Origin of the sequence: Bacillus sp. 2D03 (genome assembly GCF_003946765.1) — a bacterium.
GTDB lineage: Bacteria > Bacillota > Bacilli > Bacillales > Bacillaceae_G > Bacillus_A > Bacillus_A cereus.
The window spans coordinates 280417-293341 of the sequence record NZ_RPSJ01000007.1 but is presented as its reverse complement, the minus strand read 5'-3'; the positions used below and the strand labels follow the sequence as shown (position 1 = coordinate 293341).

The window sequence follows — 12925 nt, the reverse complement described above, 5'->3', positions numbered from 1 at the left end:
AAAAGAACACCTCCATTGAATTTGCATACTTAGTATGCGAATTCGGGAGGTGTTTTAATATGTGTCCCGTTTTCGGGGGTCACTTCCATCATCAAGGTGTTTTCATTATAAGCTCAAAACTCTCCGAATCAGCCCCAAGCACAAAAGGACTAACCTCGCCAACGCTATAAAGTTGTAATTCATGCATTGCGCGTGTACAAGCAGTGTAGAACAATCGACGAACGCTCTCATCGTTGTATACATCTTTAGACGCATCGTAAATAATAACGGCATCAAATTCGATACCCTTCGCTAAGTAAGCTGGGATCACGACAATGCCTTGCTCATACTCGGCTGAGTTACTCTTCACGAGTTTAATATTCTCGATAGGACTAAGTGCCTCATAGGCAGCGGCGCTTTCAGCTGCAGATTTACATATAATTGCGATCGTGTTGTGATTTTGTTTTTGTAATTCAGCAACTTTGGCAGTAATACGTTCGTGCAGTTCGCTCTCATTCGCTACTTTCGTCACTGTAGGTTTCTCACCGTCACGTTCAAAGGCGTGAATGTTCTTCCCTTCCGGTACGAGAGCACGTGTAAATTCAATAATTGGTTTTGTTGAGCGATAGCTACGAGTTAAGTTGATACCGTTCGTTTCATCTGGACCGTATAAGCTAGTAAGTGTATTGAAATTCACTGTTTCACTCGCATGAGCAAATATTGCTTGGTTAAAGTCTCCAAGTACCGTCATTCTTGCGGCAGGGAAGAGACGTTTTAAAAACTCGAACTGGAACGGCGAATAATCTTGTGCTTCGTCTACGAGTACGTGTTTAATCGATCTGTTCGTTTGGAAGCCTTCAATTAATTCTTTTAAAAGTAAGAATGGAGTCGCATCCTCATAATATAGTTTTCCTTCATCAAGCATGTTTACTGTTAAGGAGCAAATGTCATCCCACTCTTTCGTTTTTTTCTCAGTAACCCATGATGCATCTGTGAAAAGTTGTTTATATATGCCTGTGAAATTGATGAAACGCAATGTTTGAACACCTTTACGAAGGGGCTTCAATTTTTTACGGACAATCATACGTCCAAGTACTCTCGTTTCTTTTTCAAAATCATTAAAGGAGTTGTCGTCAAACTCTCCTTTTTTCTGCAAATATTTATAAGCTTTTTGGTATTCATCTTTACTAAGTAATTCAATTTCTTCTTCTACCCAAGGCTTTTTCAGTTCTGCTTTTTCAAGTGCATCTATTTGCTTATTTAGCCAATCCGTTAACTTCTCAATTCGACTATGGAAGCGGAGGGAGGAGTCGGTATTGTAAAATTGTTCTGTAATTTCTTTCGCAGAAACAATCAGTTTTCCTCTAAATTTCATTCCTCTAAATAGCATGCCTGAAGATTCAAGAGATTGTCTGTACGCTCTAATCATCTCGAAAAATTGAGTGGATGCTTTAAATCGGATGCTCGCATTTCTCGTTTTATAGGTAGGGCTATTCGTTTCAGTTAACATATATTCTAATTGCTCATAAGGATCTTCAACTTCAAATGACTTACTTAGTCTATGATTCAAATATTCTTGGAATGTAACTTGCTGCATATTTTCTTCACCAAGTTCAGGTAGTACGTTAGAAACGTAGCTATTGAACATAGAGTTAGGAGAGAAGAGAATAATTTGATCTGCTTTTAGCCATTCGCGATATTTATATAGTAAGTAGGCGATTCGCTGCAGAGCAGCTGATGTTTTACCGCTACCAGCAGCTCCTTGAACGATAAGGAGTCGGCCTTCATCGTGGCGGATAATTTCATTTTGCTCGCGCTGAATCGTAGCAACGATGCTCTGCATATGTTTGTTCGTACCTTTTCCGAGCGCTTGTTGCAAGATTTCATCACCAATTGTAAGGCTCGTATCGAACATAGAATCAATCTCGCCATTTTGAATAATGTATTGTAATTTTTTCTCCACATTACCGTGGATTACGCCGCCTGGTGTACTGTATTCAGCAGGTCCTGGTGGATAATCATAGTACACACTCGAAATAGGTGCGCGCCAGTCATATATAAGGAAGTTTTCTCCGCTTGCATCAGTAAGTGTAGCGACGCCGATATAAATTTGATCCGCGGCAGATTCTCCTTCTTCTTTGAAATCAATTCGTCCGAAATAAGGTGCTTTATGCATACGTCTTAATGCGGCAAGTCGATTAAAGGTGTGCTTATGGGTAATTTGTGTGACAGCTAGTGACTGAGCTTGTTGTCTCAAGTTGATAACTGTTTCAAGATAATCATCGAAAGTATCAGTATTAACTTTCACGTCATCCCAAAAGTGTTTACGAATATTGATTACTTCTGCCCGGCGTCTACCAGTTTCGTTTTCCAGTTTATCAATTTGCTCCGTAATTGTTTCAATTACGGTATCTAATCGTTTTTGCTCTAAATCAAGGTTTTTGTTCATACGGTAAGCACTCCTTTAAAAGTGAAAAATAGAGGTTGACTGAAGATGTGTTTTGGTGTACAATTAAGATACGGATAAATACGTTCTTTGTATTTTGTAAAACGTGTTTCTGTACTAATTTAACATAGTTTTTGAATTTAATCAATGATAATAAGATAAACCTTGGTTCTACGTGGCGTGGATCAAGGTTTTTTTGTGTTTGAAGAGGGAGTCACGCTTGTTGTCGTTTTTTGTCGGTAAGTCGATATATTTCGAAAATCGCTGATATAATTGGAGTTGCGCTGATATATTTTGAAAATCGCCGATATAATTTCATTTACCGAATCTAGATATAACTACCGGGAGAAGAGGGGATAAAAAAAGCTCGGGCCTAAGCCCAAGCTTTTTACTGCATTATTTCTTTTCGTCTTTTTTAGCGTCAGTTTTCTTCTCTTCGAAAAGATCTTTTAAATCTTTATCGTCAACTTTTACGTCAGCTTTTTTGATTTCTTTCATCATAAGATCGTTCATAAATTGGCCATCTTGCATTTTCTTTTGAACGATTTCTTTTTTGATGTCAGCTTTAGATTGTTCGAATGATTTTTCTGGTTCTTTAATGTCTGTTACTTTAATGATGTGGTAACCGAATTGTGATTTCACAGGCTCGCTTACTTCATCTTTTTTCAGTTTATAAGCAGCATCTTCAAATTCTTTAACCATTTTACCAGCAGTAAAGTAGCCAAGGTCTCCGCCTTTTTCTTTTGAACCAGTATCTTCAGAGTATTGTTTCGCTAACTCTTCGAAAGATTTACCTTGTCCAAGTTCTTCTTTTACCTTTTTCGCAGTAGCTTCATCTTTTACAAGAATGTGGCTTGCTTTAATTTCAGGCTTGTAGTTTTCTTTTAGTTCTTTATCAGTGATTGTTTTCTCGATAGCTTTTTCTTGAGCTAATGAAGCGCGAACGCCATTTTTGACTGTTTCTTCTTTAAGACCTTGTTGTTTTAATAATGTATCGAATTGATCACCGAGTTGCTTTTTCATCTCATCGTACTTTTTATCTACTTCTTTGTCGTCTACTTTGTAGTTTTTAATAAGTACTTTTTCCATAACCATGTTATTTAGTGTTTGTTTACCAGTTTGTGAATTTTTCATTTGTTCGTAGAATTCTTCTTTTGTAATGTCACCAGCTTTAGATGTAACGATTTTGTCTGATGATGATGTTCCACATGCTGATAATGCGATTACACTTGTTGCGGCTAAGGCAAGCATAGCTTTCTTCATTCAATAAACACTCCTACTATTATGTATTTTTAATTTATCCTACACCGATGAATTTTAGTTCATAAGAGCCCGATTAAGTCTCACTGATACTTTTGCTTTTTTATATTGGTAAAGCGCGCTTAACAGGGCTTACCGTGGCTGAGGATAAAGTTTTGATGAATGTTTTGTTCTATAGTATAAGCAATATGTACAAAATTTAATATATCATATTTCGAACCGTTTTCATATTGATAAAGAAAAATTAACCAGCACGTGTCAGATTTTGAAAGTGTGCCATATTGGGCGCATGCCGCATATACAGAATAGAGGAGGGGATGGGGATGAATTCTCAACTTATTTTATTACTTGTACTGTTTATTTTATTGGTTATTGTAGGTATAATTTGCTTATAGAGGAAAAAAGTGAGGAAGGGGCTTTCCTTCCTCACTTTCCATGAAATATAATTTCTATATAACTAGAAATTAATAAAATTGTTATACATACATTAATAACCCGAAAGACACCGGGCTGGCGGCTCGCAGCTATTTGTTTTCGTTCACACAGTGTATGTGTCATGAAATTCGTGTAAAATATAACAAGAAGTGCGAATGCGACAAAAACAACTGTTATAAGTGTCATGAGGCGAGACCTCCTTTTGGCTAAAATACATATACATATATTGTATCACACGATATTTTGTTCGTGTTACAAAATTCAGAAATAGAAGACTTTGTGTTAGAAAGTGAGGGAGAAAATGGACGTTGTTAGAAGATTAGAACAAGCTGAATACTATGTAGACCTATTATTTAAAATGATTGATGAAGAGAAGTGTCCATTTTATTCTTTGATCATAAAGAAAAAAGCTCGTAAAAAAGATATTGAACGTATACTAAATCTTTGTGAAAAACTGAACGAGCAATATGTAGTGGAGAAAGCAGAAGGGCTTCTTTTGTTCGATGCGCTGTTAGATCAATTTGAAAAAGCGCTTCCACATCAGCTCGAAGTACACGAAACTGCGGAAGCGCTAGCAAAACAAGGTTTATTTAAGCCGCTTATGAATGAATTCTTAAGCATGATTGCGAAAAAATAAATAGATTATTTCTTAACTAACTTTTGATCGGATTCTGTAAAGTTCTCTTCAATATCTTCTAATGATTTCTCAAAAATATCGATAAAGTCTTGTCCGTAAATATTACGCAGGATTGCAATCAGTTCGATATTTTCTGGGAACTTCCCATAAAAATTACGAAGTGCAAGAGCCCCATTAAACACTGAATTATTTTCAGGATCATACTCTTCCATTAAGCGAAGTAGTAATTCTTCCCCTTTGTCTGTAATTTCAATGTACGTATTTCGTTTATCATCTTCCTTTTTTGAGAATACAAGATAGCCGCGTTCTTCCAGCTTTTTCGAGAAGTTAAACGCTGTTGATACGTGCATAACTCCAAATTTAGCAATCTCAGAAATAGAAGCCCCTTTTAAATGATAAGCAATTGTTAAAATATGATGTTCATTAATATTTAAATCGTAAGGTTTAATCCACTGCTGCCAATCTTTCTCTACACATTTCCATAACGCTTTCGATAATTGAGCAATGCGTTGGCTGAAAATCATCGCTTCTTTTACCGAGTAATCTTTTTCTCCACTTTTCATTTACTCACCCACTTTAACATTCTTTTTTCATTACTATCTATTATGCCAGTAAAATAAAAATTAATAAAGTCTTTTTGTGAGAATTGTGAAAATTTTTCGGAAAAATGACATTCTATACAAATCATGCATAACTATGGAAGCGTTTTATGAGTCGTGAATACATACGTTGTCCTTACATGTTAAGTGATAACATATATTGTAAATGCATAAAAACACGGCATATCTATACGATATGCCGTGTCAAGGTCAATTTATATAAAAAATATTTGTTATATGCAAAAAACTAAGCAGGAATTTGTTTACGCTTTTTCTGGAACAGCTTCTTGTAGTTTCTCAATTGACTTTTGGATGTCCAAAATTTCTTTCTCAATATGGCGCTTGTTTTGAGAAATATCTTGCTTCCAGTTAGAAAGCGTGTCTTGCATGTCATCTTTTAATTCTTGAAACACTTCTTTACCTTCTGAAGCAGTTTCAATAATTTGACGCTTTAATAATTTCGTATCAGCTGTAATATCAGCTAAAGTCTTTTTAATATCATTTCCTTTTTCTTTTAACTTGCCGCGCATGTCTTTACCAGAAGAAGGAGTTGAGAAAAGAACAGCTAGTCCAGCAACTGCTCCGCCGCAAATAACACCTGTAATAAAGGATTTAGCTTTTGACATAAAAGGAGACCTCCTTATTTTTTGTTCGTATTCATGATGGGAAAAATATGCATATCTTTCTTATATGTGCTATGCACAAACAATCATCCCTGAGCATTTTAAGTAAAGAAACAAGCCATGCGGAATTTGATGACTTCAGGGAAGTGGCTTGTTATGTATTACGCCTTCTTATAGTGTCATTATTTCACACTATTTGCAATTGTACTTGCGATGTTTTGTAAATTTTCCATAGTGTATTCATTTTGATGTGATTTCCAAACAGCACCGAAACCATCTTTTTCACCGTAGCGTGGAATTAAATGAAGGTGGAAGTGGAACACAGTTTGTCCAGCTTTTTCACCGTTATTGTTAAGTAGGTTAAAGCCAACTGGATTAAACTCTGCTTTAATCGCATTTGCGATTTTTGGAACGACAGAAAAAATGTGTGATGCGATTTCTGGCGTTAACGCAAAAATGTCTTGTTTGTGAACTTTCGGAATAACAAGAGTATGTCCTTTTGTTACTTGACTAATATCTAAAAATGCAAGCACATGTTCATCTTCGTATACTTTTGAGCAAGGGATTTGCCCGTCAATGATTTTACAAAAAATACAATTGTCTGCTGTATGATTCATTGATCTCATCCTTTCAAATATCCTTAGCCGTATTTTACCATAATTACATAAGAGAACAAACACGAAAAACAGGAAGCTGACTCAGCTTCCTGTTTTCTGAAGAGGGATTGAAAAAGCATTATCGTAATTTACGTTTCGCAGACACCTCATTTATTTAAGAAATGCACGGTAAATCGGCTAAAGTTTCTGCCGTAGACACCCCATTTTCAAGTGAAATGAATTGCAATCTTTTTTAAAATGAAATTGTTTATTTTTTAAAACAGTATATGCTCTTTCAGAGACACCCCGTTTCGAAAATGAAACAAATGATCTGGTTATGTGTAAATTTCATTGTCCAACTTGGACACCCCATTTCATGATGACTTCACTATGTTGTTGTACTCATCAATAGGTGGTTGCTTTTTCAATGTGTTCCTTCTTCAATAATTATGATGTCCGCTTTCGGAAAAATATATGCTAATAAATTTAAAAATTTTTTTTGAGTACATGGATACTATGTAGTACAGCATAATTTTTGGTAAGATGAATATAGAATGAATACTAATGAAGAAAGTGGTGTCGTATGAGCGAGTTATTGCGTGTAGAAAATGTTACAGGAGGATATACGAAACGACCTGTATTAAAAGACGTTTCGTTCTCTGTTAATAAAGGCGAACTTGTCGGCTTAATCGGTTTAAATGGAGCTGGTAAAAGTACGACGATTAAACATATTATCGGTTTAATGGAACCGAAAAAAGGAACTGTCACAATTAATGGGAAAACAATTCGTGATGATATGACAGCGTACCGTTCTAGCTTTTCATTCATTCCGGAAACGCCGGTATTATATGATGAATTAACGTTAGAAGAGCATTTGAAATTAACAGCTATGGCGTATGGCGTTGATGAAAAACAATATGAAGAACGTGTAGGACAACTACTACAAGAGTTTCGTATGAAAAATCGTTTAAAATGGTTTCCATCTCATTTCTCAAAAGGAATGAAACAAAAAGTAATGATTATGAGCGCATTTTTAGTGGAGCCATCTCTTTACATAGTAGATGAACCTTTCGTTGGATTAGATCCGTTAGCGATTCAATCCCTTCTTCAAATGATGGACCAAATGAAAAAGAGTGGTGCCGGTATTTTAATGAGCACACATATTTTAGCGACGGCAGAGCGTTATTGTGATTCGTTCATTATTTTGCATCAAGGTGAAGTAAGAGCGAAGGGAACATTATCTGAACTGCAATCACAGTTTAATATGCCAGGTGCAACGTTAGATGATATTTACATCGCGCTAACAAAGGAAGAAGATTATGAATAGCACAGCGTTATGGAAAGAACGATTTCGTCACTTTCTAAAAGAAGTTCGTACATATAGTAAATACGTATTTAATGATCATTTGAAATTTATTTTCGTGTTCATCATTGGTGCGGGAGCGTATTATTACCAGCAATGGTTACAAACGTTAACAACTTCGTTTCCGGCGGCGCTCGTAATGGCAGTATTAATTGGACTCGTGTTAACGGCTGGATCCATTCAAACATTATTAAAAGAAGCGGATCTCGTTTACTTACTGCCAGTTGAAGAAAAGTTAAAACCTTACTTCACAAAGGCATTTCTTTTTACATTTATGATTCAGTTATACATAATCGCAATCGTAGCAGCTGCGCTTGCTCCGTTATACTTCCAACAAATGAAGCAAACAGGAGCGGCTTACATATGGATTGTACTCGCGTTTGTTATCGTAAAAGCGTGGAATTTATTTGTAGCGTGGGAAAAGTCATTTTTAACAGATCAAAATATACAAAGAGCGGATTGGTTCATTCGTTTTATCCTAAACGGTTTATTTGTATATTTCCTTGTAGAACGTACTTCAGTTCTTTTCATTGGTGGAATCGTCCTTCTCATGGTGTTATACCTTGCTATCATGCATCAAATGGTAAAGGGAAAGTCACTAAACTGGGAGTATTTAATTTCTGAAGAAGGTAAGAAGATGATGCTGCTGTACCGCATCGCGAACATGTTCGTTGATGTACCAGCATTAAAAGAAAGAGTAGCACGCAGAAAATGGCTCGATTTCATTCTTTCGATGATTGGTGAAAAGCGTACATATTTATACTTATATACGAGAACGTTTTTAAGATCAGGTAACTATTTTGGATTATATGTGCGTTTGCTCGCTCTTGGAGGAGTTATTTTGTACTTCATTCCGTTTTTATATGGACGATTTATCGTAAGCCTTATTTTCCTATACTTAATCGGTTATCAGCTCTTAACTTTATGGAAACATCACCGCATGAAGATTTGGCTTGATTTGTATCCGGTAGGGGGAGAAGAGAAGAAGAAAGACTTTCTTACTTTATTAAACGCGATTCTAATCATAGGGAGCGTAATCTTTACAGTTATATTTGCACTAGCAACGAAAGATTTCATGATGACAGGAATTTTACTTATCGTAAGCATATTATTTAGTATCGGTTTTGTTTACCAATACGGGGCGAAGCGCATTGAGCGTTTAAATTGAAAGGAATGAACCCATGATTACATACGAAGAGAAGGTTATAAAAGAATTGGAGCAGTGGAAAGCTACATTCATGAAAGATTCTTCTATGATGACACGGTTCTCCAAAAAAGTGCAGACGAAAGTGCAACAGCTCATTCCGGCGAAAGTACAAAAGGTACTAACAGAGACGATTCGTATGATGGTGCAAACGATCAGCGCCGGGTCAAACTTTATAAAGCCGAAGCTAAAAGAGACGACATGGTCATTGCAAAGACGAGACGATGAAGTACGTAAAAAAATGGATGAGTACAAAAAAATAGCAGCGGCAGAAGGAGCAGGGACGGGGGCTGGCGGTATTCTCCTCGGTCTTGCTGACTTTCCGCTTCTACTTACAATTAAAATTAAATTTTTATTCGATGCAGCAACGTTGTACGGATTTGATACGAGTAAACAAGAAGAGCGTCTTTTTATCCTTCACGTTTTCCAGCTCGCCTTTTCAAGTGACAATCACAGAAAAGAAATATGGAAAGCAATTGAAACGTGGGATACAGAAAAAGAAAATCATATGGACTGGGAAAAGTTCCAAACAGAATACCGAGACTATATCGATTTAGCAAAAATGCTTCAGCTCGTCCCGGTAATCGGTGCCCCAGTCGGCGCATATGCGAACTATCAATTGCTGCAAAGACTTGGAGAAGTGACGATGAATTGTTATCGTATGCGATTGCTGAATAGGGATTAAAAAGAAGGCGTCCTACATGTGTAACGTAGGACGCCTTTTCTTAGAAGCCAAGTCCGATATAGCTAACTCCAACTATAATCAATACGATAAAAAGTACAATGATTAATGAAAATCCGCTCTTACCAGCTTGTCCTGCTTCACCGCCGCCATTACCACCACTACCGCCATTACCACCAAGTCCCATATGATATCCTCCTTATTGTTATATGTTGCTTTTACTTTATAACTTTCTGTAATTTCCAATAAACACCTTCTAGAACGCTAACTAAATTGAAAATCATTTCGTTTTATTTTATAATTTACTTACCGACCGGTAAGTAAAAACAAGTGAGGTACAGTATGACGAAGAATTTACAAACATCGCAAAACATTGTAGAGGCATCATTTAAACTTATGGCAGAACACGGCATTGAGAAGATGAGTCTTTCCATGATTGCGAAAGAGGTAGGTATTTCAAAACCGGCTATTTATTATCATTTTTCTTCTAAAGAAGCGTTAATCGATTTTTTATTTGAAGAAATTTTCTCTGGATATCATTTCGTGAGTTATTTCGATAAAGAGCAATATACGAAAGAAAACTTTGCAGAAAAGTTAATTGCTGATGGTTTACATATGCTCTCTGAATATGAAGGGCAAGAAGGGATATTACGCGTTATCAACGAATTTATCGTAACTGCATCGCGAAATGAAAAGTATCAGAAACGCTTATTTGAAATACAAGAAGATTTCTTAAATGGTTTCCACGATTTATTGAAGAAAGGCGTAGAACTTGACGTAGTGTCACAACATGAAACGGAAGAAAATGCTCATACGCTAGCACTCGTGATCGATAATATGAGCAACTATATGCTCATGGGATTCCAGTTAAAGTATAAAGAAATTTGGATTCGAAATGTGAAAAACGTCATGAAGGAGGAGTAAAAATGAAAATGCAAAAAAACTGGTGGCTCGGTTTTCTTGGATTTATTGGGGTTTATAAAATACCAGGTATGATTGAAGCTTTTCAAGCGGATGGAAATTGGATGAAGTTAATCGGTTTCATTTGGCTACTTTGGTTCGGATATTTTATTCCTGAGAAGAAAGAAGATTAAATTTCAATTTTCTGTAAAGTTACGTAAAATATAGATTGAGAGAATTCATATATTAGATTACTAGATTTGGAGTGGTTACATGGATCCATTGAAAAATGAAATTCACCCTGACATGGTCAAGGTGTGGAAAGTTCGTGCTGTAATTGAAGAAGGGATCGGTATACTCGTTATTTTAGCTTACCTTTTCCTCATGATAAAGTTTGATTGGTGGGCGTGGATTTTGTATGTGATGATTGGGCTAACAGTTGTGTTCGCACCATTTGCGTACTTCTTATTCCCGAAACTACGTCAACGTTATTACAGCTACCAACTAAATGAAGAAGAACTTGAAATTCAGCATGGTCTTTTTGTCGTAAAGCGCGTATTAGTACCGATGATTCGTGTGCAGCACGTAACGATTGAACAAGGACCAATTATGAGAAAATATGGCTTAGCAGAATTACACATTTCAACGGCAGCAACTTCTCACAGCATCCCAGGCTTAACGATGTATGAAGCAGAAATGTTGAAAACGAAAATCGCAGAATTAGCGAAAGTGAGTGATGAGGATGTATAAGAGGCAGCATCCAATCACGATGTTATTAGAATTAAAAATAACAGATTTTATACCACTCATTATTTTCATGTTTAGCTTAAACGGAAAATTCCCGTTTTGGTATTTAATTCCTGCAGCATTTGGTTTACTCACCGTTTTTTCAGCATTTGAAAAATGGTATTACACAACATATTGGGTTGAAAATAACGTATTACATGTGAAAAAAGGTCTCTTCGTGAAAAAGGAAAGCTACTTAAATAAAGAACGTGTTCAAACGATTAATACAAGTTCTAACGTACTATATCAAATGCTCGGTTTGAAAAAAATTCAGATTGAAACAGCTGGTGGGGGCGATGAAGCAGAAGTTAGCTTAGCTGGTATTACGGCAGAAGAAGCGGCGGAGCTTATTGCTTTGCTAAATGAGCCAACTCCAGAAGTGAAAGCAGAAGGAACGTTAGACGAAGCAACAGAAAATGTAGTAGAAAAAGCAATTGTTACAGAGGAAAAACAAACGACAGAATATAAATTAACTTGGAAAGAGGTTTTATTAGCATCTGTTACATCTGGTCAATTTGGACTATTATTCTCTTTAATCTTTTTCGTTTATCACCAAGTAGATAAGTACATTCCGAAATGGATAGAGAATGGCGTAAAGTCGTATGTAATGGAACATGATATATATGGCTGGATTTTCATGGTAGCCATTTTACTCGTTCTTTCTTGGATTATATCTACAATCGGTTACGCGTTAAAACATGGCGATTTCACAGTGAATCGAAGAAATGACGAAGTTCGCATTTCACAAGGATTACTTGAGAAAAAAGAGCTCGTACTAAAATTGCATCGTATTCAAGGTATTACGATAAAAGAAAGTATTTTACGCCAACCATTCGGTTATTGTGCTGTGCAAGTAGAAGTCATTCAAAGTAAAGGAATGGGTGACGAAAAAGAAAAGGTTACACTGCACCCAATCATTCGAAAAGATCGAGTACAACAGTTACTCGCCCATTTACAATTACCATACGAACTGAATGCAAACATTATTGCATTACCAAAAGCAGCATTGCGCCGCTATCTCATTGATAGTTTTATCTTCTTCGCAATGCTAGCAATCCCGCTTCTTGGAATAAGTATATACTCTGAAAAGCACTTCATCATGTGGGCATTAATTCCGCTCGCAATCCTTATCTTTACACTTGGATACGCAACATTTAAAACAAATGGTTACAGTGTTAACGGAGAACAAATTACACTTGTCTATCGTAGCGTCGGAAAATATACAGGACTTATTAGAAGAAGACATGTCCAATCAATGGAGAAGACACAATCATATTTTCAGCGCCGTGCGGATTTATGTACGTATAAGTTTTCGAGTGCATCATCTAGTTACAAAATAGAGCATACGAGAGTAGAAGATGCGGAGAGAATGCAGGATTGGTATAAGAAGAAGTTAAGTGAGAATTAACCAGAGA

General features: G+C 36.3%; 15 protein-coding genes. 8 read left to right on the top strand and 7 right to left on the bottom strand.

The genetic code is table 11. From position 1 onward, the window contains the following. Window positions 1–91: 91 nt before the first annotated feature. The 3 genes from helD to EBQ15_RS18080 form a co-directional block, all read right to left on the bottom strand. The gene (helD, locus tag EBQ15_RS18095; RefSeq protein WP_001038959.1) at window positions 92–2428 is read right to left on the bottom strand and encodes an RNA polymerase recycling motor HelD; all 2337 of its coding nucleotides are present in this window, start codon (window positions 2426–2428) and stop codon (window positions 92–94) included. A 393-nt stretch (window positions 2429–2821) separates the two neighbouring features. Continuing rightward, window positions 2822–3688 carry a peptidylprolyl isomerase PrsA gene (gene prsA, locus EBQ15_RS18090; RefSeq protein ID WP_000710067.1) on the bottom strand — a complete coding sequence of 289 codons (867 nt, stop codon included), beginning with the start codon at window positions 3686–3688 and terminating at the stop codon, window positions 2822–2824. A gap of 423 nt (window positions 3689–4111) precedes the next feature. Then, window positions 4112–4306 (bottom strand): hypothetical protein, encoded by a 195-nt coding sequence (locus EBQ15_RS18080; RefSeq protein WP_000172690.1) that lies wholly within the window; start codon window positions 4304–4306, stop codon window positions 4112–4114. Between the two features lie 115 nt (window positions 4307–4421). Here EBQ15_RS18080 and EBQ15_RS18075 point away from each other — a divergent pair, with 115 nt between their 5' ends. Beyond that, window positions 4422–4757 carry a DUF1878 family protein gene (locus EBQ15_RS18075; RefSeq protein ID WP_000383655.1) on the top strand — a complete coding sequence of 112 codons (336 nt, stop codon included), beginning with the start codon at window positions 4422–4424 and terminating at the stop codon, window positions 4755–4757. A 5-nt stretch (window positions 4758–4762) separates the two neighbouring features. On the opposite strand, the gene EBQ15_RS18070 is transcribed toward EBQ15_RS18075, so the two are convergent. The 3 genes from EBQ15_RS18070 to EBQ15_RS18060 all read right to left on the bottom strand — a co-directional run bounded on the left by EBQ15_RS18070 (window position 4763) and on the right by EBQ15_RS18060 (window position 6596). Continuing rightward, window positions 4763–5320: an HTH-type transcriptional regulator Hpr gene (locus tag EBQ15_RS18070; protein ID WP_000834924.1), complete on the bottom strand. Its 558-nt coding sequence runs from the start codon at window positions 5318–5320 to the stop codon at window positions 4763–4765. Between the two features lie 299 nt (window positions 5321–5619). Further along, window positions 5620–5982, bottom strand: a complete 363-nt coding sequence (locus tag EBQ15_RS18065; protein WP_000030299.1) for a YtxH domain-containing protein — start codon at window positions 5980–5982, stop codon at window positions 5620–5622. Window positions 5983–6161: 179 nt separating this feature from the next. Beyond that, on the bottom strand, window positions 6162–6596 hold the full coding sequence (locus EBQ15_RS18060) for an HIT family protein (protein WP_001016835.1): 435 nt from the start codon (window positions 6594–6596) through the stop codon (window positions 6162–6164). A 562-nt stretch (window positions 6597–7158) separates the two neighbouring features. On the opposite strand from EBQ15_RS18060, the gene ecsA reads away from it, so the two are divergent. The 3 genes from ecsA to ecsC are packed head-to-tail and all read left to right on the top strand — an operon-like array spanning window position 7159 to window position 9827. Beyond that, a complete protein-coding gene (gene ecsA / locus EBQ15_RS18055; protein WP_001292603.1) occupies window positions 7159–7902 on the top strand; it encodes an ABC transporter ATP-binding protein EcsA in 744 nt (247 codons plus the stop codon). Further along, complete coding sequence (gene ecsB, locus EBQ15_RS18050) at window positions 7895–9106, top strand: ABC transporter permease EcsB (protein WP_001089129.1); 1212 nt, start codon at window positions 7895–7897, stop codon at window positions 9104–9106. Before ecsA ends, ecsB begins: the two co-directional genes overlap by 8 nt. 13 nt (window positions 9107–9119) lie before the next feature. Beyond that, window positions 9120–9827, top strand: coding sequence for an ecs operon protein EcsC (gene ecsC, locus EBQ15_RS18045; protein WP_000634143.1), 708 nt, complete (start codon window positions 9120–9122; stop codon window positions 9825–9827). 40 nt (window positions 9828–9867) lie between these two features. Here ecsC and EBQ15_RS18040 read toward each other — a convergent pair whose 3' ends face one another. Next, the gene (locus tag EBQ15_RS18040; RefSeq protein WP_000522760.1) at window positions 9868–10011 is read right to left on the bottom strand and encodes a YjcZ family sporulation protein; all 144 of its coding nucleotides are present in this window, start codon (window positions 10009–10011) and stop codon (window positions 9868–9870) included. A 155-nt stretch (window positions 10012–10166) separates the two neighbouring features. Between EBQ15_RS18040 and EBQ15_RS18035 the strand changes: the two genes are divergently transcribed. The 4 genes from EBQ15_RS18035 (at window position 10167) to EBQ15_RS18025 (ending at window position 12918) form a co-directional block, all read left to right on the top strand. Further along, window positions 10167–10748: a TetR/AcrR family transcriptional regulator gene (locus tag EBQ15_RS18035; RefSeq protein ID WP_000164831.1), complete on the top strand. Its 582-nt coding sequence runs from the start codon at window positions 10167–10169 to the stop codon at window positions 10746–10748. Between the two features lie 2 nt (window positions 10749–10750). Then, a complete protein-coding gene (locus tag EBQ15_RS31225; protein ID WP_000783813.1) occupies window positions 10751–10918 on the top strand; it encodes a hypothetical protein in 168 nt (55 codons plus the stop codon). Window positions 10919–10997: 79 nt separating this feature from the next. Further along, complete coding sequence (locus EBQ15_RS18030) at window positions 10998–11474, top strand: PH domain-containing protein (protein ID WP_000371357.1); 477 nt, start codon at window positions 10998–11000, stop codon at window positions 11472–11474. Then, on the top strand, window positions 11467–12918 hold the full coding sequence (locus tag EBQ15_RS18025) for a PH domain-containing protein (RefSeq protein ID WP_000278213.1): 1452 nt from the start codon (window positions 11467–11469) through the stop codon (window positions 12916–12918). The genes EBQ15_RS18030 and EBQ15_RS18025 overlap by 8 nt, the downstream gene beginning before the upstream one ends. The last annotated feature ends 7 nt before the right edge of the window (window positions 12919–12925 follow it).